The sequence below is a fragment of the Arenibacterium halophilum genome (assembly GCF_005938225.1).
Taxonomy (GTDB): domain Bacteria; phylum Pseudomonadota; class Alphaproteobacteria; order Rhodobacterales; family Rhodobacteraceae; genus Arenibacterium; species Arenibacterium halophilum.
Map to the genome: position 1 here is coordinate 614,610 of NZ_VCPC01000002.1, position 21,742 is coordinate 636,351.

Sequence of the window (21,742 nt, forward strand, 5' to 3'; positions counted from 1 at the left end):
CGCGCGCACCTTAGAGGAAGCGCGTTGCCAAAGCCCGGGGTCCGTCCATGCCAACCGATCAGAAACAGCCCGCTTTCGTGCTTGTGCGTCCGCAGATGGGCGAAAACATCGGCGCGGCGGCGCGGGCCATGTGGAATTTCGGGCTGGACAGGATGCGCGTGGTCGCCCCGCGCGATGGCTGGCCCAACGAAAAGGCGGTCGTGATGGCCAGCGGCGCCGGGCGGCTGCTGGACGAGGCGCAGGTCTACACCGATGTGCCCGAGGCGCTGGCCGATTGCACCTATGTGATGGCCACCACGGCGCGGCCGCGCGGGCTGACCAAGACGGTGTTCAGCCCCGAACGCGCGATGCAGGTGGCGCGCGAAAAGCTGGAGGCCGGCGAACGGGTCGCCGTGCTGTTCGGGCCGGAGCGCGCCGGGCTCGAAAATGACGAAATCGCGCGCGCCAACGCCATCATCTCGGTCCCGGTGAACCCGGTCTTCGCCTCGCTGAATCTGGCGCAATGCGCATTGCTGGTGGGGTACGAATGGATGCGGCAGGCGGGCACACACGCCGATGAAACCGTCACGCTGGGCAAGACCGACTGGGCAAACGGCGCCGAGATCGCGGCGCTGGGCGATCACTACGAGGACGCGCTCGAACAGGCCGGGTTCTTCTTTCCAGACCACAAGGCCCAGTCGATGAAGCAGAACCTGCGCAACCTCTGGTCGCGGATGCCGCTGACGCAGGTGGATGTGCGGATGCTGCACGGGGTGCTGCGGCAGATGGTCCGCTGGAAGGACAAGGACCAGTGATCGCGCTGGACGCCCGGCAGGGCCGCGCCTAGGTTCTGCCCCAGCCAGACGGCCGAAATACAAGCAAGAGGTCTTTATGAGCGGCAAGCGCAGCATCTTCGAAGAGGTCGGCGAGACCACCCTAACCCGGCCCGAGCCGCAGACTGGCATCATCGACCGCGGCCGCACCGGCGCGCGGCGCGGCATCCGGGTCTGGCTGATGGTGCTCTTCGCGCTGGTCGTCGCGATGATCGTGGTGGGTGGGCTGACCCGGCTGACTGACAGCGGGCTGTCGATCACCGAATGGCGCCCCGTGACAGGCGCGCTGCCCCCGATGAACGAAGCCGACTGGCAATCGGAATTCGAGAAATACAAGCAGATCGACCAGTTTCAGCTGCAACATGCCTGGATGGAGCTATCTGATTTCAAACAGATCTACTGGTGGGAATGGTCGCACCGCCAGCTGGGCCGGGTGATCGGCGTGATCTGGGCCGTGGGGTTCCTCGGATTCCTGATTGCGCGGCAAATCCCCGTCGGCTGGACAGGGCGGCTGCTGTGGATCGGCGCGCTTGGTGGGGCGCAGGGTGCGATCGGCTGGTGGATGGTCGCCTCGGGCGTGACCCAGGGCGAAGGCGTGACAACCGTGGCCAGCTACCGGCTCGCAACGCACCTTGGCCTGGCCTTCGCGATCCTTGGCTTCATCGCGTGGTATGTCTTCCTCCTGGGCCGCACCGAGCGTGACCTGATGCAGGCCCGCCGCGGGCGCGAAACAAGGCTGTTCGGCCTTGGTACGGGCCTTATGCATTTCGCCATTCTGCAAATACTCATCGGCGCGCTGGTGGCGGGCATCGACGCCGGTCGCACTTACAACGACTGGCCACTCATGGCGGGGCAATTCTTCCCGCCGAACGCCTTCCCCGAGGTGCCGCTGTGGCGCAACCTGTTTGAAAGCCCGGGTCTGGTGCAATTCATCCACCGTTGCGCGGGCTACCTTTTGTTCATTTTTGGCATCGTGGCCTTGTTGAAAGGGCGACGCAGCGCCAATCCCGCGACGCGCTTTGCCTTTACCGCCGCCTTTGCCGCGCTCGCGGTGCAGGTCGCGCTGGGCATCATGACGGTGCTTTACGAGGCGCAGCTGCACGTCGCGATCACCCATCAACTCGTGGCCGTGATCCTGTGGGTTCTGATCCTGCGGGCGCGGTTCATGGCGGCCTATCCGGTTGCAACCTCGATCAGGGAGCGGTGACATGACCGATTTCGAACAGCTCATGGCGTATCAGCGCGAAACCTCGGCGCTGGCGCAGGTTGCAGGCCGACTGGGGTGGGACCAGGAAACCGTGATGCCGCGCGGCGCGGCGGGCCAGCGGTCCGAGGAAATGGCGGCGATGGAATCCGTGCTGCACGAGCGGCGCAGTTCGGCCCGGGTGGGCGACTTGCTGGAAACGGCACAAGCCCCGGACGCGGCAGGCGAGGCGCAGCTGCGCGACATCCGCCGCGCGTTTGAACGCGCCAACAAGGTGCCCGCCGATCTGGCAAAGCAGATCGCCCGCGTCACCTCGCAGGCGCAGGGGCTCTGGGCACAGGCCCGGGCCGACGAAGATGTGGCCGCCTTCCTGCCGGTGCTGGAGCAGGTCGTCGCGCTGAAACGTCAGGAAGGCGCGGCGCTGGCGAACGGTGGCGATGTCTATGACGCGATGCTGGACGATTACGAACCGGGCATGACAGCGGTCGAGATCTCGGCCCTGTTTGATGCCATGCGCCCGCGCCTGGTGGCGCTGCGCGCGGCGGTGCTGGCGCAATCCTCGCCACGCGGCGTGACGGGGCATTTCGACGAACAGGCCCAGATGCAACTGGCCCGGCGCGTCGCCAAGGTGTTCGGATATGACATGTCGCGCGGTCGCGTCGACAAGGCGGTACATCCGTTCAGCTCGGGCAGCGGATCTGATGTGCGCATCACCACGCGCACCAACGGGCATGACCCGTTCAATTGCCTTTATTCCACGATACACGAGGTCGGCCACGCCACCTATGAGCAGAACATCGCGCCCGACTATGCGCTGACCCCGCTGGGGCAGGGCGTGTCGATGGGCGTGCATGAAAGCCAGAGCCGGATCTACGAAAACCAGCTGGGCCGCAGCCGTGCCTTCACCGGCTGGCTGTTTACCGAAATGAAAGCCGCCTTTGGAGATTTCGGTGTGGCCGATGCCGATGCCTTCTACGCTGCGGTGAACAGGGTTGCCAAAGGCCATATCCGCACCGAGGCGGACGAGGTGCAATACAATCTGCACATCATGCTGCGCTACGATCTGGAACGCGCGTTGATGGCGGGCGATTTGCAGGTCACCGAGCTGGAAGCGGCTTGGAATGACAGGTTCGCCGCCGATTTTGGCTATGGGGTCGACAAACCCTCGAACGGTTGCCTGCAAGATGTGCATTGGTCGGTCGGGCTGTTTGGCTACTTTCCAACCTACAGCCTTGGCAACGTCTACGCGGGGTGCCTGCACGAGGCGTTGCGCCGCGCGGTGCCCGATCTGGATACCCAGCTGGCAGCGGGTGACACCAGCGGCGCAACGGCCTGGCTGGCGGAAAATGTGCAATGCCACGGCGGGCTTTACGCGCCGCGCGACCTGATCGAACGCGCCTATGGCCACGACGTGTCGGAAGCGCCCCTGCTGGACTATCTTGAAGCGAAATTCAACGCGATCTACGAGGTTTGAATTCCCCCAGGGGCTGGCGGCCTTCCCGCCGGCCCATTCACGTTTTGGTAGAATTTAACCCGATTTAAACTCGTTTCCGGCGAAACCGGGGGCGGGTGTCGCGAATGCCCATTGTATTTGCCATAACTCTGGCATTAAGTAGATGAACGGCAAGAACACCAATTGGTGACGGCCGCATGAGTTTCGCTGTCCGGTCAGGGTGTAGGACAACCGGCACCTCCGGACAGGCTGATTTGGTACCGTTTATCGGCGCCAGTGGAGTACCTTCGACCAGCGGGAAATCTGCGGGCCGAAGGAAAAAATGGGCAGGCGTGGATCACTCCCGTCTGTCGGAGCAGAACCGCGATGACGCGCGCGCAGACAGTGAGATCACGAGCAGGGGGGCGGACGACCGCACCTTGCCGCGCGCCGTCGGATATCGCCCTTTCAAGACACTTCCCCAACCGCGCCCGTCCACCAGGGCGCACGCGATTGCGGTCGTGCATCAAGGACACATGTCGAAGAAAATGCTTATCGATGCCACCCACGCGGAAGAGACCCGCGTCGTGGTGGTGGACGGAAACAAGGTCGAGGAGTTCGATTTTGAATCCGAGAACAAACGGCAGCTTGCCGGCAACATCTACCTTGCAAAGGTAACGCGGGTCGAACCGTCGCTTCAGGCGGCTTTTGTCGACTATGGCGGAAATCGCCATGGGTTCCTGGCGTTTTCGGAAATCCACCCGGATTACTACCAGATTCCGATCGCCGACCGTCAGGCCCTGATGGAGGAAGAGCGCGCTTACGCCGAGGCCCAGCAGGCCCGCGAAGAGGGCGACGAAGACAAGCCCAAGAGCAAAAGCCGCTCGCGGTCGCGCTCGCGTTCGAAATCCAGCGCCTCTGCGGTCACGTCTGACGACGCGGTGGAAACCCGCGAGGTCGAGACCGAAATCAACGGCATGGAAACCATCGATCTGAGCGATGGCGACGCCCCTGCCGAAGACGAAACCTCTGCGGCTGTCGAGCCCCAGTCCGAGGCCGAAGCCGATGCTTCGCCGGTGCAGGACGAAAGCGCCGAGGCCGACAAGGCCAAGCACGATGACGACCAGGATATCGAAGACGACGGTGCCGCGGCCAGCGCGTCCGACAAGGATTCGACCATCGAATCCGTCGCCGACGAGGATGACCCGGAAGACCTGCGGCCGCCGCGCAAACCGCGCCCGCGCCGGTATAAGATTCAGGAAGTCATCAAGGTGCGCCAGGTTCTGCTGGTGCAGGTGGTCAAGGAAGAGCGCGGCAACAAGGGCGCGGCTCTGACCACGTACCTCAGCCTCGCGGGCCGCTACTGCGTGCTGATGCCGAACACCGCCCGTGGTGGAGGAATTTCGCGCAAGATCACCAATGCCGCCGACCGCAAAAAGCTAAAGGAAATCGCCAGCGAGATCGACGTGCCGACCGGCGCGGGGCTGATCGTGCGCACCGCCGGTGCGAAACGCACCAAGGCCGAGATCAAGCGCGATTACGAATACCTGCTGCGCCTGTGGGAGCAGATCCGCGAACTCACGCTGAAATCCATCGCGCCGACGAAGATCTATGAAGAGGGCGACCTGATCAAACGGTCGATCCGCGATCTGTACAACCGCGACATCGACGAAGTGTTCGTCGAGGGCGAGCGCGGCTATCGCATCGCCAAGGACTTCATGAAAATGATCATGCCGTCCCACGCGAAGAACGTGAAGCTGTACAACGAAACCCTGCCGTTGTTCGCGCGCTACCAGGTCGAAAGCTATCTGGCGGGCATGTTCAACCCGACGGTTCAGCTGAAATCGGGCGGGTACATCGTGATCGGCGTGACCGAGGCGCTTGTGGCGATCGACGTGAACTCGGGCCGGGCGACCAAGGAAGGCTCGATCGAGGAAACCGCGCTCAAGACCAACCTTGAAGCCGCTGACGAAGTGGCACGCCAGCTGCGTCTGCGCGACCTTGCGGGCCTGATCGTGATCGATTTCATCGACATGGACGAGCGCAAGAATAACGCCTCGGTCGAAAAACGCATGAAGGACCGGCTGAAAACCGACCGGGCGCGCATCCAGGTGGGCCGGATTTCCGGCTTCGGCCTGATGGAGATGAGCCGCCAGCGTTTGCGCCCCGGCATGATCGAGGCGACAACCCAGCCCTGTACTGCCTGCCACGGCACCGGTCTGATCCGCTCGGACGACAACATGGCGCTGTCGATCCTGCGTCAGGTCGAAGAAGAAGGCACGCGCCGCCGCTCGCGCGAGGTGCTGGTGAAATGCCCGGTGGGCATCGCCAACTTCCTGATGAACCAGAAGCGCGAACATATCGCCCAGATCGAGGCGCGCTATGGCATGTCCGTCCGCATCGAAGGCGACCCGCATCTGGTCAGCCCGGATTTCTCGCTCGAGAAGTTCAAGACGGCCTCGCGGTCGATCCCTGTGTCCACCGCGCCGGTGGTGTCGGCCAATGCCGCGCTGATGAGCGATCTTGACGAGGAAGAGGACGACACGGTCGAGGCCGAAGAGGCGCCCGAGGCCCCGCAGGCGGAGACGCCCGAGGCCGATGGCGAAACCAAGCCCAAGCGCAAGCGCCGTCGGCGTCGGCGTCGCAGCAAATCGTCCTCGGACAGCGATGGCGACACTGGTGACAACGGCGAAAATGGTGACACCGACGACAGCGAGCCGGATGAAGCGCCTGCTGCCGAAGCCGAGGCTGCCGCCGATCCCGTCGTCGCTGACGCCGCCCCCGAGGCGGAAGAAGAGGCGCCCAAGCCCGCCAAACGCTCTCGGTCGTCCCGGTCGCGGTCGTCTAAGTCCAAGGCGAAAGAAGCCGAGGTTGCAGAGGGTGCCGAACCATCTGCAGCAGACGCACCTGCCGAGGACGCGCCCGCCGAGGAGAAGCCGAAGGTCAAGCGGACCCGCAGTTCGTCACGCTCGAAGACCGCGAAAGCCGTTGCCGAGGCCGAGGCTGCGCCCGAAGCAACAGCCGAAGCCGCACCCGAGGTGAAATCTGCCACCGCGCCTGAAACTGCCGAGGCTCCTGCCGTAGAAGCGGCTCCCGAACCGGTCGAGACACCGGCGGCAGAGGTTTCACCCGAGCCAGCAGAGGCCCAGACAGCAGAGGTGACGCCAGAGCCCGAAACCGCCCCCGAAGCAGAGGCCACGCCGGAGCCGGTCGCAGAAGCTGCGCCCGAGCCGGTCGCGGCCCCGGAACCCGAGCCTGTTCCGGCCGAGGCGGATGAGGCGCCCAAGCCGAAACGCCGGGGATGGTGGTCGCTTGGCGCCAAATAGGCCGGGCTGAAAATGACAAGATGCAGACGCGCGCCAACCGGCGCGCGTTTTGCGTTCAGCCGCCTTTGCGGATCACATAGACCTGGTGCGCGCCGTCTTCGCCCTGCGACACCAGCGCATGTCCGGCTTCGGCGCAAAAATGGGGAATGTCGATGATTGCCGCGGGATCGTCGGCCAGCACCCGAAGGCACGCGCCGTCAGAAAGCGATTTCAACCGCTTGCGCGCTTTCAGTACGGGCAGGGGGCACAGCAGCCCCGTGGCATCCAATGTCTGCTCGGCATCATCCATGAGGTCGGGATAATCCTGTTGTTACACCCTGTCCACAAGGTTGTGACCGCCGGTGCCCGGCTAGGAGGTGACCGCGCCCTGCTGATGGCATAAGTCAGTCGATATGTTCGGAATCGAGATCATGGACGCCGGGCTTGTGCCCGCGATGCTTGTGGCGCTGGTGGCTGGCGTCATCAGCTTTCTGTCGCCCTGCGTGCTGCCCATCGTGCCGCCCTACCTCGCATATATGAGCGGGGTGTCTCTGGGCGAGATGGAAGGCGGGGGCAGGGCCCGGCGCAAGGCGGGGCTGGCGGCGCTGTTCTTTGTGCTGGGGCTGTCGACCGTCTTTCTTCTGCTCGGCTTCACGGCTTCTGTTTTCGGCGCTTTCGTGCTGCAAAATCAGGAGCTGTTCGCCAAGGTTTCGGGCGCGGTGGTGATCATTTTCGGCCTGCATTTCCTAGGGGTTTTCCGCATTCCATTTCTCGACCGGGAGGCGCGGATCGACGCGGGCGATGCGGGCGGGTCGGCCTTTGGCGCCTATCTGCTGGGGTTGGCATTTGCCTTTGGTTGGACGCCTTGCATCGGGCCGCAACTGGGCGCGATCCTGTCGCTGGCGGCCTCTGAGGCCTCGGTCGCGCGGGGAACCGTTCTGCTGGGCGTCTATGCCGCGGGTCTGGGCATTCCTTTCCTGCTGGCGGCGCTGTTTCTGACCCGGTCGATGGCGGTGATGAACCGGCTGAAGCGACACATGGGGCTGATCGAAAAGATCATGGGCATTCTGTTGCTGGTGGTGGGGATCGCGCTGATCACAGGGGCGTTTTCGGCCTTTTCCTGGTGGTTGCTGGAAACCTTCCCCGCGCTGGCAACACTGGGATGATCGCCTTGCCGAAGTCGCGCACCCCGGCCTAAGCTGCGCCGCGAAGGCGAGGGCAGACATGGGCAGCGACGAGGCAGAACAGGCAGCAGTCAGCGGCGCATCTGTGCGACGCCGTACTGTGTTCTATATCCCCGGATTCGATCCGGTTCCGCCACGCCGCTACCGCGAGTTGTACCGAAGCGAAGGGGCCGCGCAGGCGGCGATCTCCGGCTATGATCTTGTTCTGTCATCGGGAGGTGATCCGGGCACATTCGGCTGGCAAGTCGCGGCACAGATCGACGGGTCAGAAGTGAACACGAAGTTCGAGGTGCTGGTCTGGTCCGATATCGTTCGCCACAGCATGTCGGGCTCGATCCCGTCGACCTACTGGCAGCTCTGTCGCACCGCGTGGACCTATTTCGCCACGGGCGCGCTGTGGCGGCTTATGCGGCTGCGCAAGGGGCCTGTGATCGCTGCACTCTACCCGGTTGCGATGTTGCTGGGGCAAGCAGTGCTTGCGGTGGCGGTTGCGCTGGGGATCAGTGCAAGTCTTGCGCGCGCCGCCCCGGACGGGGTGTTGATCAGCGGTATGGCCTGGGCGATCGGACTTGCCGCGGGCCTTGGTATACTGCGCTGGTGCAAGTCCCATGATGGCCGGGTCTTTGCCTACTACCTGATGCACGATTACGCCTTTACCGCGCAGCTGGGTGGGGCCAATCCGCCCGAGCTAGATCGCCGTCTGGCCGAGTTCGGCGAACGTGTCGCAAAGGCGCTGACCGGGAATGTGGACGAGGTCCTGGTGGTCGGCCACTCATCTGGTGCGCATCTGGCGGTGCAGATGCTGGCCAATCTTCATCGATGCCGCCGGATGCCCGCAAACGGCCCGGCACTGGGGCTTCTGACGCTGGGGCAGGTGGTGCCGATGGTGTCTTTTCTGCCAAAGGCCTTTGCTCTGCGGCGCGACCTGCGCGACCTGTCCGAGGCGCCCGGCGTGACGTGGGTCGACGTGACCGCGCCGGGTGATGGCTGTTCCTTCGCACTATGCGATCCGGTGGCGGTCAGCGGAGTGGCGGGGCCGGGCAAACGCTGGCCTCTGGTGATCTCGGCCGCCTTTACGCAAACCCTGTCTCCGGCGCGTTGGCGCGCGCTGCGCTGGCGGTTTTTTCGGCTGCATTTCCAATATCTCTGCGCCTTCGACCGGCCTGGCGATTACGATTATTTCCGCATCACTGCGGGGCCTTTGACCCTGTCCCAGCGGTTTCATGGCCGTGCGCCCTCGGCCAGTCGCATTGAGCGACCCGTCAACGGGCATGTGTCGATGGGGTCGGAATGACAGTGCTGCCCCCCAAACCGCCATCGCGGCCCGACCGCGTGTCTCTGTGGCGGTACATGCGGCTGTTCCGGCAGGATATCCTTTCGGCTCAACCGGCGCGGCTGTACCGCGCCTGGATGGCTGAGTTTCGCACGCCTTTCTTCCGGTCCTACCTTTTGAACCAACCCGAGCTGATCGACCTTGTGCTGAAACGACGCCCCGAAGATTTCCCGAAATCCGACAGGATCGGTGAAGGACTGCGCCCGCTCTTGGGGCAGTCGGTGTTTCTGACCAATGGTGAAATCTGGAAGCGACAGCGCCGGATCATCGACCCTGCGTTTGAAGGCGGGCGGCTGCGCGACAGTTTTGGCGCGATGTGGGCAGCAAGTGAGGCTGCGATTGCGCGGCTGCAGACGCAGATCTGCAAATCCGATGAGGTGGAGATCGAGGCGGTGACAAGCCACGCGGCAGCGGATGTCATCTTTCGCACGCTGTTCTCCATTCCGATCGAGCACCGTGTCGCGGCAAAGGTCTTCGCCGAGTTTCAGGCGTTTCAGCGCAGTCAGCCGCTGCTGAACCTGGCCGCTTTTGTGCCGCTGCCCCGCTGGATGCCGCGGTTTCACGCCCGGTCTGCGCGCAAGGCCGCACAAGCGATCCGCGCCTTGATTACCGAGTTGACTGAAACCCGTCAGGATGAGATCGACAGCGGGCAGGCACCGGCCGATCTCGCCACAAAAATCATGACATTGCGTGACCCGGACAGCGGGAGGGGGTTCGACACGGAAGAGATGGTCGATCATGTGGCGATCTTTTTCCTTGCGGGTCACGAAACCAGCGCCTCGGCTTTGGCATGGGCGCTTTACCTTGTCGCGACACATCCTGACTGGCAGGAGAAGATCGCCGCAGAGGCCGCTTCGGTTGACATATGGGACGTCGCAGCCGTGAGCCGGCTGAGGGTATCGCGTGATGTCTTCCGGGAAACGCTGCGCCTCTATCCACCGGTGCCGATGATGGTACGCGAAACACGCTGCCCGGAACGGTTTCGTGGTCGTGATATCCCTGAGGGAGCGCAACTGGTGCTGAGCCCGTGGCATCTGCATCGTCACGAACGGCTCTGGGATGCGCCGGATGCCTTTGATCCGGGCCGCTGGAGCACCGAGAATGGCCAATACTGTCGTCGCGACGCCTTCATACCCTTTTCCGCGGGCGCGCGTGTCTGCCCCGGCGCAGGGTTTGCGATGATTGAAGGGCCATTGCTGCTGGCCCGGCTGGTTCAGCATTTCCGCTTTGAGTCTGCCCCCCACAAGCCCCCAGTGCCATCTGCACATCTGACCGTGCGCTCCAGAGACGGGATCCGGCTGACCGTAAGCCGCAGAACCGCGGGCGAAAACTTTCCCTGAAAGTTTTGACAAAAGTCTCGAAGAGACTTTTGGGTGTCACACCCAAAGACGGATAGGTTGATTGTTGCAGAAGATCACGACCTGATCGCCGTTCATCACAGCATGGTACCCACGTCTTTGCAGTTCGCGTTGAAAAGCCTCACGGCCCACAATAAGGTCGATGTCCTTGAGTGACCGACGCACAACTTGCCCCTGGCGCGCTGCTTTGGCTTCGAAGATGCGTTGCATCCAGATCGTCGGTGGCAGATGTGGCAAAATATGGGTCATGCGGCCACAATGGCGATTGTTGGTTAACGTTGCTTTAAGCGCTCAAGAACATAGAGCCGGATCGCCGATGCCAGTCCTGTACCCACATCGCGGCTGGCATCAATTTCTGCAGCAAGCACGTTGACAGGTTTGCCCTGATCGGCCGCGATCTCGCGGAAACTGTCCCAGAATGCGTCTTCGAGTGAGACGCTGGTGCGGTGGCCCCGTAAAGTCAGCGATCTTTTCCGTGGAGGGCTCATTCGTCGATCTTGTGTCCGTCCAACTTGCGATCCGCGCGCACGCGGTCGTGTTCCGCTGCCGATTTTTCTGCTTTGCTTCTGCCGAACTTGACCGAATTGGCATCCGCACGGGCCGTTTTTTCGGCCCGCGCCTTTTGCTTTCGAAACCGGTTCAGGTTGACCGGCTGGGCCATCACTTGGGCCCGATCATATCTTCTGGACGCACCACGCGGTCAAACGTCTCTTCATCCACGAATCCAAGGGCAATCGCCTCTTCCTTCAGCGTTGTGCCGTTCTTGTGCGCCGTCTTGGCCACCTTGGTCGCGTTGTCATAGCCAATGGTGGGCGCCAGCGCCGTGACCAGCATAAGCGACTCTTTCATCAGCTTCTCGATCCGGGCTTCATTGGCCTGAATGCCCACCACCATGTTGTCGGTGAAAGCGCTGGCCGAGTCGCCGAGCAACTGCATCGATTGCAGCACGTTGTAGCTCATCATCGGATTGTAGACGTTCAGCTCGAAATGACCCTGCGAGCCGGCCATGCCGACGGCGGCATCGTTGCCCATGACATGCGCGCAGACCATGGTGAGCGCTTCGGCCTGGGTCGGATTGACCTTGCCCGGCATGATCGAACTTCCGGGTTCGTTTTCCGGCAGGATCAACTCTCCCAGACCCGAGCGCGGGCCAGAGCCCAGCAGACGGATGTCGTTGGCGATCTTGAACAGGCTCGCCGCTACCGTCTTCAGCGCACCCGAGAACATGACCATCGCGTCATGCGCGGCCAGCGCCTCGAACTTGTTGGGCGCGGTGACAAAGGGGAGGCCGGTGATTTCGGCCATGTTGGCGGCCACGGCCTCGCCCCAGCCCTTTTTCGTGTTGAGCCCGGTGCCCACGGCGGTGCCGCCCTGCGCCAGTTCGTAGATGTCGGGCAGGCAGGCGTTGACCCGCGCGATTCCCTTGCGCACCTGATGCGCATATCCGGAAAACTCCTGCCCCAGCGTCAACGGGGTGGCGTCTTGGGTGTGGGTCCGGCCGATCTTGATGATATCCTTGAACTCGTCCCGCTTGGCTTCAAGCGCGGCGGCCAGTTTTTCCAGCCCCGGCAGCAGCACATCGCGGGCCTGCATGGCGATGCCCACATGCATCGCGGTCGGGAAGGTATCGTTCGACGATTGGCCCATGTTGCAGTGATCGTTCGGGTGCACGGGCTTTTTCGAACCCATCTCGCCGCCCAGCATCTCGATCGCGCGGTTGCCGATCACCTCGTTGGCATTCATGTTCGATTGCGTGCCCGATCCGGTCTGCCACACGACCAGCGGAAAATTGTCGTCGAACTTGCCCTCGATCACCTCGCCCGCGGCAGCAATGATGGCCTCGGCCAGCTCGGGCTCCAGCGCACCGTTGGCCTTGTTCGCCATGGCACAGGCCTGTTTCACCACGCCAAGCGCGCGGATGATCGGCACGGGTTGCTTTTCCCAGCCGATCGGGAAGTTCATGATCGACCGTTGGGTCTGCGCGCCCCAGTATTTATCCGCAGGAACCTCAAGCGGGCCAAAGCTGTCGGTCTCGGTACGGGTCTGTGCCATCTGTCGCTCCGTGAACTGTATCTCTGCGCCGTGATCTACCGCTCTGTGCACGCGCGCGCAATCGGCCTGTCCCCGGCATTGTCGTGAATTCGGGGCTATGTCTGTCGCTAACATCCGCGATTTGCCGTATTGCCCATCCTGCCTGCGCCGCTAAGATCGTTCAATGCCGCAGATATCCTGCGATCCGTCCCTGCACAGGAGCCCAGATCATGTCGTTCGTCCGCAGGCCCTTGTATCTTGCCCTTGCTCTGCTGGTCGGGCTTTGGGCCAACGCGCTTCACGCCGACATCGCGCGCTTCATCGGCGACTACTCCGGCACGGCCGAAGTTGAAACCTATGACGGAACGGTGGCCAAGCGTGACATGAGCGTGTCGATCTCTGCGACCGACAAAGGCTTCAGCCTGCGCTGGAACTCGACCACCTATCGTGACGGAACGGCCAAGACGAAATCCTACCGCATCGCCTTCGTTCCAAGCGATCGTCCAGATGTCTACGCCGCCGCGATGACCAAGAATGTCTTCGGGCATCAGGTTCCGTTGGACCCGATGAAGGGCGAACCCTATGTCTGGGCCCGCATCACGGGCGACACGTTGACGGTCTATTCGCTCTACGTGACCGACACTGGCGGATACGAGCTTCAGCAGTTCGACCGCACCCTTTCCGACGGTGGCCTGGATCTGGAATTCACCCGGCTGACGAACGGTGAGCCGGGGCGCACCATCTCGACGTTCCTGAAACGCGAAAACTGACTCTGGCATTCTCCAGGAAAAAAATATCCCGGAACCCCCCGCAGGGGTGGGGGCAGAGGCCCCAGCCACGTCTCTATTTGCGGAAACTGTCCAAAGAGACCACCTGACCGTCGCTCTTGGGTGCATCCTTCGAGGATGGCGCGTTTGCATCGCGGTCCGGGTCGGTATTGGTTGGCTCGGGCGACGGGTCGTCATCGGCACTCTCGAACCGCAGCCCGAATTCCACCGACGGATCGACGAAGGTCTTGATCGCGTCATAGGGCACATACAGGGGTTCGGGCGAGTCTCCGAAATTCAGCGTCACCGCGAATCCGTCTTCGCCGACTTCAAGGTTGTCGTACCAGTGCTGCATCACCACTGTCATCTCGCCCGGGTATCGGTCGGCCAGCCAGTCCGCCAGTTCGGCATCGGGGTGCGAGGTATCGAAGGTGATGAAGAAATGATGCTGGCCGGGCAGGCCGCCGCGCTCGGCGATATCCTGCAACACTGTCCTGATCAGGCCGCGCATGGCCGTGTGCATCAGGTTTCCGTAATCAATCCCGCGCGTCATCTGCGTAGTTCCCGATCCAAGTGGTCTCAGCATAGGCTAACGCGCCGCAGAGGAAAGGCCAAGGCACCGGATTTCGTCACCTTGCCGCGCGGGACCGCCCGGTCCGACGGCATTGCGCCCGTCAGCGGCCCAATGACTTGACCATCGCCTCGAGCCGGATCAGCCGCGCTTCCAGCTTTGATTTCTCGACCTGTTTCATGGCAGTCTGGGCATACGCTTCGGCCTCTTGCCGGACCCGCTCGACCTCCTTGTCCATTTCCTTTTTCGACTCCAGCGTCCGCGCCTTCAACAGCTTTTCCTGCAATTCCATCCGCCGCGTCGTCGATTTCATATCCTCGCTGCGGTCGCGGTCCAGCTTGTTGTAATGGGTTTCCAGCAGCTTCTCGATGTCCTTCTCGCTGGTCAGGCTGTCGGCCAGAACCTTGATCCGGTCTTCGTTGAATTTCAGTCGCTTGGTCACGTCGCCCAGTTGCTTTTCGACGGCAGTCAGCCGTTTGCCCAGGGATTTCACGTCGTCGGCCATTCAAAGTTCCTTCTCGAAATGCATGCGCCCCACGCTAGGGCGGGAACGCCGCCATGCCAAGGCTTCAGGCCGCGCGCCCGCTCAACGCAACTCCGGCCCCGGCAAAGGATCAAGAAAAGGGAAAGTGCAGGCTTCTGTTGCCAGGTGCCTGCGAACCCCGCCTTACGCTGCTAGGCGCAAGGGCTTAAGTTTCGGTCTTGTTACTGCTTACGCAGCAACGGCAACCGGAGCACGATTGTCATTTGCAATTGTACTTTTTTCGCCGGTAACGGTGGCAGACAGCCGGGACAAGGCAAAACCCCTTTAGACGTTCGTCGATCCTGTTTCGGCCCCATGATCCCCAAATGAAGGATGTTTGGTGGAGCCGCCGGGTACCGCCCCCGGGTCCGATCCGCTTATTACGAGCGCGTTTATGTCCATAGTCCCGAAGGACAGGATGCAATATAGAGCGGGCGCTGCCGGATTTAAAGCCCCGGCGTGTCACCCGATCGCGGAAGATTTGCGGCAATCAGCCAGGCGGCCAGCGCGATTTCGATCGCGGCAAAGGCGCCGGCCTTGCCCAGCGGCGGGTTATCCAGAATCAGCGACAGGCAGCGACCCGTCGCTGCACCGGCATAGACGAATCCCAGCATTGCATAGGCGATGGGGTTGCCCAGCCAGATCGCGGCAAGCGCGACCACGACGAATAGTCCGCCGGCCGAGGCGCGCAGCTCGCTATAGCCCATCGTCGAGCCGTTTGTTGTCAGGTCCAGCGCACCGGCGGCATAGGCGGGCGCCAGCAGGGCGATCAGCCCGAAAGCCACGGTCAGCAGCGCGGCAGCGATGTTCAGCGTATCTGTCATGCGAACGGATGTAACGCGGCGTCGGGCGGTGACAAGGCCAGTTTGCCCGCGCAGGCAAATCGTGCAATCTCGGCTCGAAGACGGGGAGGAGTTCGATGCGGCAATGGGGCAGGGTGCGGTCGGCGCTGTGGCTGGCGTTCTTCGGGGTGATCCTTTGGGCGTGGTGGCAGCTATTTGCCATGAGCACGGGCATGGGGCTGGATCTGCTGGGCCGCCCCAATGCGATGGCCGAGGCGATGCGGCGCATGGATCCGCGTATGGACATGCCGATGCCGATGGCCGAATTCCGGCCGCTGTTTGCGATGTGGGCGCTGATGATGGCGGCAATGATGCTGCCGACGCTGGTGCCGACCCTGCGCACCTATGACGACCTGATCCGAATCGCCGATGGCACGCGCGCCGGGTGGCTGGGGGTGCTGGCGGGCTATGCCCTGGTCTGGATCGGGATGGCCGCGCTGTTTGCCGGGGTGCAACAGGCGCTGTTGTTCGCGGGGGTGATCGACATGCTGGGAATCGCCACCTCGCGCTGGATCGGCGCGGCGCTGCTGGTGGCGACGGGCGCGTTTCAGTTCACCCGGCTCAAGGCCGTGTGCCATGGCGTGTGCCACAGCCCGATGATGTATTTTCTGGGCCACTGGTGGGCGGGCGGCGCGGGGGGCCTGCGCATGGGGTTGGGGCTGGGCGCATATTGTGCGGTCTGCTGCTGGGGCTTCATGGCGCTGGGCTTTGTCGGCGGGGTGATGAGCCTTGCGTGGATGGGCATTGCCACCTTGCTGATGATCGTGGAAAAATTGCCGCAAATTGGCCACTACATACTTAAGCCGGTCGGGGCGGTTCTGATCCTTGCCGGGGTCGCGCTGGCCGCGTGGCCTTTGATCGCCGGCGCATGACTAAGATGACAGGAGGAACCACATGGCCCTGACCCGACGCCCCGATGCCGACAAGCTGCCCGTCAGCCAGCGCATCGACCAGCGCATGCCCAACCCGGGCCGCACAAGGATGAGCCCGACCGACTGGGCCATCAAGGGAGAGCTGTTCCTGAACTGCTCGTGCGAGGTGTTCTGCCCCTGCGTGATTTCGCTGGGCGCGCACCCTCCGACCGAGGGCCATTGTCATGCCTGGATGGGGATCATCATCGACAGCGGCCATTACGAGGGCGAGGATCTCTCGGGCCTGAACGTGGGCCTGCTGGTCGATATTCCAGGCCGCATGGGCGAGGGCAACTGGAAGGTTGCCGCCTATGTTGACGAACGCGCCAGCGGGCGGGCCTATCACGGGCTGCTGCAAATCTTCTCGGGGCAGGCCGGGGGCACCACGGGGCTTTTCACCATGCTGGTGAGCGAAATCATCGGTGCCGAACGCGCGCCCGTGGCAATCGAGCGTGACGGGCGCAAGCGGCGCATCACCATCGGCCGAAAGATCCAGGGCGAGATCGAGATGATCGAGGGCCGCGACGCAGACCACCCCGTGATGGTATCGAATTCCAAATACTGGATGGGCCCCGACATTTTTGCCGCCAAGGGGCTGCGATCGAAGGTGCGCGATTACGGGCGGGTCTGGGACTTCGGCGGCAAATCGGCCGAGGTCTGCCCGATCGACTGGAAAGGCCCCAAGCCATGATCGACCGCGACTATTGCGTGACAATGGCGCGCTACAATCGCTGGCAGAACGACCAGCTGGAAACGCTGCTGGGGGCGCTCGGGTCTGCGGATCTGACGCAGGACAGGGGCGCGTTCTTCGGTTCGATGCTGGGAACGGTGAACCATATCTTCTGGGGCGACATGATGTGGATGTCGCGCTTTGACGGCGGTGCGGGGCCGGAACAGCCCGCAAGCGAAAGCGCGCAGGTGTTTCCCACACTGGCGGCATGGGCTGCCGAACGGTTCCGGCTGGACGGGCGCATCCGGCAATGGGCGCTGGGCATCCACGCGGTTGACCTTGCCGGGAATCTGACGTGGTATTCCGGATCGGCCGGGCGCGAGGTGACCGCGCCCATGGGACAGTTGGTCGTCCACTTTTTCAACCACCAGACACATCATCGGGGCCAGGTGCACGCGATGCTGACGGCGACCGGATCAAAAGCGCCTGTCAGTGACCTGTTCCTGATGCCCGAACAGACATAGCGGCACAGGGCCGCCGACTTAGAAAGGAACCCCAATGGTCAACGCCTTGATCGTGACGAAAGACGACGAAACCGGAAAGACACAGGCCAGTGTCGAACGGATCGACGACAGCCGCCTGCCTGCCGGAGAGGTCACGGTGGCCGTGGAGTATTCCACCGTCAATTACAAGGACGGACTGTGCCTTGGACCGGGCGGCGGGCTGGTGAGGAATTATCCGCATGTGCCCGGGATCGATTTCGCCGGAACAGTCGAAGCCTCTGACGACAACCGCTACAAACCCGGCGACAAGGTGGTGCTGACCGGCTGGCGCGTGGGCGAGGCGCATTGGGGTGGCTATGCCGAAAAGGCCCGTGTCAAAGCCGACTGGCTGGTGCCGCTGCCGGAAGGGCTGACGACACGGCAGGCTATGGCTGTGGGCACGGCCGGATTTACTGCGATGCTGTCGGTTCTGGCGTTGGAAGATCACGGGTTGGTGCCCGGCAATGGCCCGGTTCTGGTGACGGGTGCCGCGGGCGGTGTTGGCTCGGTCGCCACGGCGATCCTGGCGAAGCTGGGGCATGAAGTGGCGGCGGTCACCGGCCGTCCCGAGACGTCGGATTACCTGACATCGCTGGGGGCCACACAGATCGTCGCGCGCGAGGACATCAACGAAACCGTGAAACGCCCGCTGGAAAGCGAAACATGGGCCGGGTGTATCGACGCCGTCGGCGGGGCGATGCTGGCGCGGGTGCTCGGGCAGATGAAATACGGCGCCAGCGTTGCCGCCGTGGGGCTGGCCGGGGGCGCGGCGCTGCCGGCAACGGTAGTGCCCTTCCTGCTGCGCGGCGTGAACCTGCTTGGCATCGACAGCGTGATGCAGCCCTTCGACAACCGCCAGCGCGCTTGGGCACGGGTTGCCAGCGATCTGCCGCTCGAAAAGTTGGACGCGATGATCCAGCCTGCCACCCTGGCCGATCTGCCCGCGCTTGGGGCCGATATCCTTGCCGGAAAGGTGCGTGGCCGCGTCGTGGTCGACGTGCGCGCCTGACCTTCGGCCAATCACCCGACCGTGACGTATTTGTAACGGCATGAGTCGCGACTGTTTGCTTGCCCCGGCGAATTCCCGCTAGGTTGGGCGCGGGACGCTGCGGCAAGCTGCCGCAGGTTTCGGGGCCGCCGCCCGGCTGGGCGGGTGCGCGCGCAGGTCACTGGCGGCGCGTTCCGGGTTTCACGAGCAGACCGCATCGGCCAGGCCGCCACAAAGCCCAGTGACACGACAACGAGGGGGCCAGACACATGGCTGATGCGACAGACCCGCAGGGAATTCCCGAGCCCGAGGGCCACACGGTGCCGATCGACACCGATTACGAAGTGGGACAACACAATCTGGACGGGCAAGTCGGGCCGTTCGGCTTTGACATTCACAACCCCGTCTTCCTGATCTCCGGCCTGAGCATCGTTGCCTTTGTGGCCTATGCGCTGGTTGCGCCCGGTCAGGCGGCGGAATTCTTTGGCTGGCTCCGGCCCGCGCTGACCAGCACGTTCGACTGGTTTTTCCTATGGTCGGCCAACATTTTCGTGCTGTTCTGCCTATTCCTGATCGTCAGCCCCTGGGGCTCGGTCCGGTTGGGCGGGTCCGAAGCGGTGCCGGATTACGGCTATGTCGGCTGGTTCGCCATGCTGTTTGCCGCAGGCATGGGCATCGGGCTTATGTTCTTCGGCGTTCTGGAACCCGTCTATCACATGGCGATTTCCGAACCGCTGGGCGTGCCGTCGCCGATCGCCGAAGATGGTAGCATCATCGCAGCCAACGTCGACGCCGCACACAAGATGGGCCTTGCGGCAACGTCCTACCATTGGGCGCTGCACCCTTGGGCGATCTACGCGGTGGTGGCGCTGGCGCTGGCGTTGTTCACCTATAACAAGGGCCTGCCGCTGACCATTCGCTCGGCTTTTTACCCGATCTTCGGTGAACGGGTCTGGGGCTGGGTTGGTCATGTGATCGACACGCTGGCCGTGTTCGCAACGCTGTTCGGCCTTGCCACCTCGCTTGGGTTCGGGGCGCAGCAGGCCAATGCCGGCCTGAACTTTGTTTATGGCATCCCCAACTCGCTCACCGTGCAGGTCATCCTGATCCTTGCGATTACCGGCGTTGCAACTATCTCGGTCATTCGTGGCCTTGATGGCGGCGTGAAAATCCTGAGCGAAATCAACATGGGTCTGGCGGCGCTGCTGCTGTTGTTCGTGCTGTTCGCCGCGGGCGCCGGCACCATCCTGAGCGAGTTCTTCAACGGCCTTGTCACCTATGCCAAGACGGTGATCCCGCTGTCGAACCCGCATGGGCGCGAAGACACCGGGTACATGCAGGGCTGGACAGCCTTCTACTGGGCGTGGTGGATCAGCTGGTCACCCTTCGTTGGCATGTTCATCGCCCGCGTCAGCCGGGGCCGTACGGTACGGGAATTCATCATCTGCGTGCTGATCATCCCCTCGCTGGTGTGCCTGCTGTGGATGGCCGTGTTCGGCGGTGCCGCAATCCAGGACGTGCTGACCAGCCCGGAAACCAGCCAGGTCAAGGCGCAGGTGATCGATGCCTACAGCCCGGAACTGTCGCTGTTCGCGATGCTGGCCAGCCTGCCGTTGGCCGGGATCACCTCGACCATTGGGGTAATCCTCGTGATCGTGTTCTTCGTCACCTCGTCGGATTCCGGCTCGCTGGTGATCGACACGATCACGGCGGGCGGCAAGGTGGATGCGCCGCTGCCGCAGCGGGTGTTCTGGTGTACTTTCGAGGGGCTTGTCGCCATTGCGCTGCTGATCGGCGGTGGCCTCGGCGCGCTGCAGGCGATGGTGATCTCGACCGGGTTGCCGTTCACGGTGATCCTGCTGATGATCTGCTATGCAATCCTGCGCGGGCTGATGAGCGAAAAACGCTGATCGCGCCACACGCTGCAAAGGAAAGGCCCCGGATCGGTTCCGGGGCCTTTTTTCGTTGGGCGGCTGATGCTTGACGCCTGTTTCAAAGCCCGGCAAAGCTGGCGCCATGAAAATGGATACCGATTTTGTCCGGGCGCAATTCCCGGCCTTTCAACAGCCCTCTCTGGCGGATTATGCGAATTTCGAAAACGCCGGCGGGTCGTATACATGCGGCGCGGTGATCGACCGGCTGACGCGCTTCTACACCGAACGCAAGACCCAGCCCTATGGCCCGTCGGCGCCCAGCCGGGCGGGGGGCGAGGAAATTGATGACGCCCGCGCGCGTCTGTCTGCCATGCTGGGGATCGAAAGCGACGAACTCAGCTTTGGCCCATCGACCACGCAGAACACCTATGTGCTGTCGCAGGCATTTCGCAAATGGATGTCGCCGGGCGAGGCGATCATTGTCACCAATCAGGACCACGAGGCCAACTCCGGCCCGTGGCGGCGGCTGGCCGAAGACGGGATCGAGATTCGCGAATGGCGGATGGACCCGGCGACCGGCACGCTGAACCCCGAAGACCTTGAACCGCTGCTGGACGAAAAGGTGCGGCTGGTCTGTTTCCCGCATTGTTCCAACGTGATCGGTGAAATCAATCCGGTGACGGAGATCATCGCCATGGCCCATGCGGCGGGGGCCTTTGTCTGTGTCGATGGGGTGTCCTACGCGCCGCACGGGTTGCCCGATGTGGGCAGCTTGGGGCCCGATATCTACCTGTTTTCGGCTTATAAAACCTATGGACCCCATCTGGGCCTGATGGCGATACGGCGCAACTTGGGAGAGTTGCTGCCCAATCAAGGGCACCATTTCAACGGTGGCGTGCTGTACCAGCGGTTTACGCCTGCCGGGCCGGACCATGCCCAGATTGCCGCCTGCGCAGGGATGGCCGACTACTTTGACGCGCTCTGCGATCACCACGGTGGCCCGGCGACGGGGGCTGCCGCACGGGGGGCTTTCGTACACGACCTGATGCGCGCACGCGAAACCGAGCTGCTTCAGCCGCTTTTGGACGCGGTGAAATCGCGCAACGCGGTGCGCTTGCTGGGCCCTGATACGGCCGCGCACCGCGCGCCCACGGTTGCGCTGGCGCTGCACGGTGATCCGGTGGATGTGAACCGCGCGCTGGCCGAACGCGGCATCATCGCCAACGCCAGCAATTTCTATGCCGGGCGGGCGCTGTCGGGTGTCGGGCTGGACGAGGGGCAAGAGGTGCTGCGCCTCAGCTTCACACACTACACATCCGACGCGGAACTGTCGAAATTGCTCGATGCGGTCGACGCCCTACTTTGATTGTGATCCGTTGCGGGCTGGCCCCCGTA

Annotated in this window: 22 protein-coding genes and 1 other RNA gene; 14 read left to right on the forward strand and 9 right to left on the reverse strand. The window is 63.1% G+C overall.

What is annotated here, in order from left to right; genetic code table 11:
- Positions 1–47: 47 nt before the first annotated feature.
- The 4 genes from FGK64_RS09700 (at position 48) to FGK64_RS09715 (ending at position 6,774) form a co-directional block, all read left to right on the forward strand.
- The gene (locus FGK64_RS09700) at positions 48–794 is read left to right on the forward strand and encodes an RNA methyltransferase (RefSeq protein WP_138863610.1); all 747 of its coding nucleotides are present in this window, start codon (positions 48–50) and stop codon (positions 792–794) included.
- A 76-nt stretch (positions 795–870) separates the two neighbouring features.
- Positions 871–2,019, forward strand: coding sequence for a heme A synthase (gene ctaA, locus FGK64_RS09705; RefSeq protein WP_138863611.1), 1,149 nt, complete (start codon positions 871–873; stop codon positions 2,017–2,019).
- A gap of 1 nt (position 2,020) precedes the next feature.
- Positions 2,021–3,490 (forward strand): carboxypeptidase M32, encoded by a 1,470-nt coding sequence (locus FGK64_RS09710; RefSeq protein ID WP_138863612.1) that lies wholly within the window; start codon positions 2,021–2,023, stop codon positions 3,488–3,490.
- Between the two features lie 494 nt (positions 3,491–3,984).
- On the forward strand, positions 3,985–6,774 hold the full coding sequence (locus FGK64_RS09715; RefSeq protein WP_138863613.1) for an Rne/Rng family ribonuclease: 2,790 nt from the start codon (positions 3,985–3,987) through the stop codon (positions 6,772–6,774).
- Between the two features lie 55 nt (positions 6,775–6,829).
- Here FGK64_RS09715 and FGK64_RS09720 read toward each other — a convergent pair whose 3' ends face one another.
- A complete protein-coding gene (locus FGK64_RS09720) occupies positions 6,830–7,063 on the reverse strand; it encodes a sulfurtransferase TusA family protein (RefSeq protein WP_138863614.1) in 234 nt (77 codons plus the stop codon).
- A 103-nt stretch (positions 7,064–7,166) separates the two neighbouring features.
- Here FGK64_RS09720 and FGK64_RS09725 point away from each other — a divergent pair, with 103 nt between their 5' ends.
- From FGK64_RS09725 to FGK64_RS09735, 3 genes are read left to right on the forward strand one after another with little or no spacing between them, the layout of a single operon-like run.
- Positions 7,167–7,919, forward strand: a complete 753-nt coding sequence (locus FGK64_RS09725) for a cytochrome c biogenesis CcdA family protein (RefSeq protein WP_138863615.1) — start codon at positions 7,167–7,169, stop codon at positions 7,917–7,919.
- A 58-nt stretch (positions 7,920–7,977) separates the two neighbouring features.
- Positions 7,978–9,231, forward strand: coding sequence for a hypothetical protein (locus tag FGK64_RS09730; protein WP_138863616.1), 1,254 nt, complete (start codon positions 7,978–7,980; stop codon positions 9,229–9,231).
- The gene (locus FGK64_RS09735) at positions 9,228–10,610 is read left to right on the forward strand and encodes a cytochrome P450 (RefSeq protein ID WP_138863617.1); all 1,383 of its coding nucleotides are present in this window, start codon (positions 9,228–9,230) and stop codon (positions 10,608–10,610) included. The genes FGK64_RS09730 and FGK64_RS09735 overlap by 4 nt, the downstream gene beginning before the upstream one ends.
- Positions 10,611–10,646: 36 nt before the next feature.
- On the opposite strand, the gene FGK64_RS09740 is transcribed toward FGK64_RS09735, so the two are convergent.
- From FGK64_RS09740 to fumC, 4 genes are read right to left on the reverse strand one after another with little or no spacing between them, the layout of a single operon-like run.
- On the reverse strand, positions 10,647–10,877 hold the full coding sequence (locus FGK64_RS09740; RefSeq protein ID WP_138863618.1) for an N-(5'-phosphoribosyl)anthranilate isomerase: 231 nt from the start codon (positions 10,875–10,877) through the stop codon (positions 10,647–10,649).
- Between the two features lie 23 nt (positions 10,878–10,900).
- Positions 10,901–11,116 (reverse strand): ribbon-helix-helix domain-containing protein, encoded by a 216-nt coding sequence (locus tag FGK64_RS09745; protein WP_138863619.1) that lies wholly within the window; start codon positions 11,114–11,116, stop codon positions 10,901–10,903.
- Positions 11,113–11,289 (reverse strand): DUF4169 family protein, encoded by a 177-nt coding sequence (locus FGK64_RS09750; protein WP_138863620.1) that lies wholly within the window; start codon positions 11,287–11,289, stop codon positions 11,113–11,115. Before FGK64_RS09750 ends, FGK64_RS09745 begins: the two co-directional genes overlap by 4 nt.
- Positions 11,289–12,680 (reverse strand): class II fumarate hydratase, encoded by a 1,392-nt coding sequence (gene fumC / locus FGK64_RS09755; RefSeq protein WP_138863621.1) that lies wholly within the window; start codon positions 12,678–12,680, stop codon positions 11,289–11,291. Before fumC ends, FGK64_RS09750 begins: the two co-directional genes overlap by 1 nt.
- 209 nt (positions 12,681–12,889) lie before the next feature.
- Here fumC and FGK64_RS09760 point away from each other — a divergent pair, with 209 nt between their 5' ends.
- Positions 12,890–13,429 carry a hypothetical protein gene (locus tag FGK64_RS09760; RefSeq protein WP_138863622.1) on the forward strand — a complete coding sequence of 180 codons (540 nt, stop codon included), beginning with the start codon at positions 12,890–12,892 and terminating at the stop codon, positions 13,427–13,429.
- Between the two features lie 73 nt (positions 13,430–13,502).
- Here the strand turns inward: FGK64_RS09760 and FGK64_RS09765 are convergent, their stop codons facing one another.
- The 4 genes from FGK64_RS09765 to FGK64_RS09780 form a co-directional block, all read right to left on the reverse strand.
- Positions 13,503–13,979 carry an SspB family protein gene (locus FGK64_RS09765; protein ID WP_138863623.1) on the reverse strand — a complete coding sequence of 159 codons (477 nt, stop codon included), beginning with the start codon at positions 13,977–13,979 and terminating at the stop codon, positions 13,503–13,505.
- Between the two features lie 121 nt (positions 13,980–14,100).
- The gene (locus FGK64_RS09770; protein WP_138863624.1) at positions 14,101–14,502 is read right to left on the reverse strand and encodes a hypothetical protein; all 402 of its coding nucleotides are present in this window, start codon (positions 14,500–14,502) and stop codon (positions 14,101–14,103) included.
- A 123-nt stretch (positions 14,503–14,625) separates the two neighbouring features.
- Positions 14,626–14,975: a transfer-messenger RNA gene (gene ssrA, locus FGK64_RS09775) on the reverse strand.
- A complete protein-coding gene (locus tag FGK64_RS09780; protein ID WP_171054024.1) occupies positions 14,967–15,344 on the reverse strand; it encodes a DUF4345 family protein in 378 nt (125 codons plus the stop codon). The genes ssrA and FGK64_RS09780 overlap by 9 nt, the downstream gene beginning before the upstream one ends.
- Positions 15,345–15,439: 95 nt before the next feature.
- Here FGK64_RS09780 and FGK64_RS09785 point away from each other — a divergent pair, with 95 nt between their 5' ends.
- From FGK64_RS09785 to FGK64_RS09810, 6 genes are all read left to right on the forward strand, one after another.
- Entirely contained in the window at positions 15,440–16,234 is a 795-nt protein-coding gene (locus FGK64_RS09785; protein WP_246057719.1) for a DUF2182 domain-containing protein, read from the forward strand.
- Between the two features lie 22 nt (positions 16,235–16,256).
- The gene (locus tag FGK64_RS09790) at positions 16,257–16,964 is read left to right on the forward strand and encodes a DUF1326 domain-containing protein (protein ID WP_138863625.1); all 708 of its coding nucleotides are present in this window, start codon (positions 16,257–16,259) and stop codon (positions 16,962–16,964) included.
- Complete coding sequence (locus tag FGK64_RS09795) at positions 16,961–17,467, forward strand: DinB family protein (RefSeq protein ID WP_138863626.1); 507 nt, start codon at positions 16,961–16,963, stop codon at positions 17,465–17,467. The genes FGK64_RS09790 and FGK64_RS09795 overlap by 4 nt, the downstream gene beginning before the upstream one ends.
- Before the next feature lie 34 nt (positions 17,468–17,501).
- Entirely contained in the window at positions 17,502–18,494 is a 993-nt protein-coding gene (acuI, locus tag FGK64_RS09800; protein WP_138863627.1) for an acryloyl-CoA reductase, read from the forward strand.
- A 248-nt stretch (positions 18,495–18,742) separates the two neighbouring features.
- Positions 18,743–20,383 carry a BCCT family transporter gene (locus FGK64_RS09805; protein ID WP_138863628.1) on the forward strand — a complete coding sequence of 547 codons (1,641 nt, stop codon included), beginning with the start codon at positions 18,743–18,745 and terminating at the stop codon, positions 20,381–20,383.
- A 106-nt stretch (positions 20,384–20,489) separates the two neighbouring features.
- Complete coding sequence (locus FGK64_RS09810; protein ID WP_138863629.1) at positions 20,490–21,713, forward strand: aminotransferase class V-fold PLP-dependent enzyme; 1,224 nt, start codon at positions 20,490–20,492, stop codon at positions 21,711–21,713.
- Positions 21,714–21,742: the final 29 nt, after the last annotated feature.

Bases quoted from the DNA above. Each gene is read 5' to 3' on its own strand.
- FGK64_RS09700 (WP_138863610.1), top strand. From the start codon at position 48: ATGCCAACCGATCAGAAACAGCCCGCTTTCGTGCTTGTGCGTCCGCAG.
- ctaA (WP_138863611.1), top strand. From the start codon at position 871: ATGAGCGGCAAGCGCAGCATCTTCGAAGAGGTCGGCGAGACCACCCTA.
- FGK64_RS09710 (WP_138863612.1), top strand. From the start codon at position 2,021: ATGACCGATTTCGAACAGCTCATGGCGTATCAGCGCGAAACCTCGGCG.
- FGK64_RS09715 (WP_138863613.1), top strand. From the start codon at position 3,985: ATGTCGAAGAAAATGCTTATCGATGCCACCCACGCGGAAGAGACCCGC.
- FGK64_RS09720 (WP_138863614.1), bottom strand. From the start codon at position 7,063: ATGGATGATGCCGAGCAGACATTGGATGCCACGGGGCTGCTGTGCCCC.
- FGK64_RS09725 (WP_138863615.1), top strand. From the start codon at position 7,167: ATGTTCGGAATCGAGATCATGGACGCCGGGCTTGTGCCCGCGATGCTT.
- FGK64_RS09730 (WP_138863616.1), top strand. From the start codon at position 7,978: ATGGGCAGCGACGAGGCAGAACAGGCAGCAGTCAGCGGCGCATCTGTG.
- FGK64_RS09735 (WP_138863617.1), top strand. From the start codon at position 9,228: ATGACAGTGCTGCCCCCCAAACCGCCATCGCGGCCCGACCGCGTGTCT.
- FGK64_RS09740 (WP_138863618.1), bottom strand. From the start codon at position 10,877: ATGACCCATATTTTGCCACATCTGCCACCGACGATCTGGATGCAACGC.
- FGK64_RS09745 (WP_138863619.1), bottom strand. From the start codon at position 11,116: ATGAGCCCTCCACGGAAAAGATCGCTGACTTTACGGGGCCACCGCACC.
- FGK64_RS09750 (WP_138863620.1), bottom strand. From the start codon at position 11,289: ATGGCCCAGCCGGTCAACCTGAACCGGTTTCGAAAGCAAAAGGCGCGG.
- fumC (WP_138863621.1), bottom strand. From the start codon at position 12,680: ATGGCACAGACCCGTACCGAGACCGACAGCTTTGGCCCGCTTGAGGTT.
- FGK64_RS09760 (WP_138863622.1), top strand. From the start codon at position 12,890: ATGTCGTTCGTCCGCAGGCCCTTGTATCTTGCCCTTGCTCTGCTGGTC.
- FGK64_RS09765 (WP_138863623.1), bottom strand. From the start codon at position 13,979: ATGACGCGCGGGATTGATTACGGAAACCTGATGCACACGGCCATGCGC.
- FGK64_RS09770 (WP_138863624.1), bottom strand. From the start codon at position 14,502: ATGGCCGACGACGTGAAATCCCTGGGCAAACGGCTGACTGCCGTCGAA.
- FGK64_RS09780 (WP_171054024.1), bottom strand. From the start codon at position 15,344: ATGACAGATACGCTGAACATCGCTGCCGCGCTGCTGACCGTGGCTTTC.
- FGK64_RS09785 (WP_246057719.1), top strand. From the start codon at position 15,440: ATGCGGCAATGGGGCAGGGTGCGGTCGGCGCTGTGGCTGGCGTTCTTC.
- FGK64_RS09790 (WP_138863625.1), top strand. From the start codon at position 16,257: ATGGCCCTGACCCGACGCCCCGATGCCGACAAGCTGCCCGTCAGCCAG.
- FGK64_RS09795 (WP_138863626.1), top strand. From the start codon at position 16,961: ATGATCGACCGCGACTATTGCGTGACAATGGCGCGCTACAATCGCTGG.
- acuI (WP_138863627.1), top strand. From the start codon at position 17,502: ATGGTCAACGCCTTGATCGTGACGAAAGACGACGAAACCGGAAAGACA.
- FGK64_RS09805 (WP_138863628.1), top strand. From the start codon at position 18,743: ATGGCTGATGCGACAGACCCGCAGGGAATTCCCGAGCCCGAGGGCCAC.
- FGK64_RS09810 (WP_138863629.1), top strand. From the start codon at position 20,490: ATGAAAATGGATACCGATTTTGTCCGGGCGCAATTCCCGGCCTTTCAA.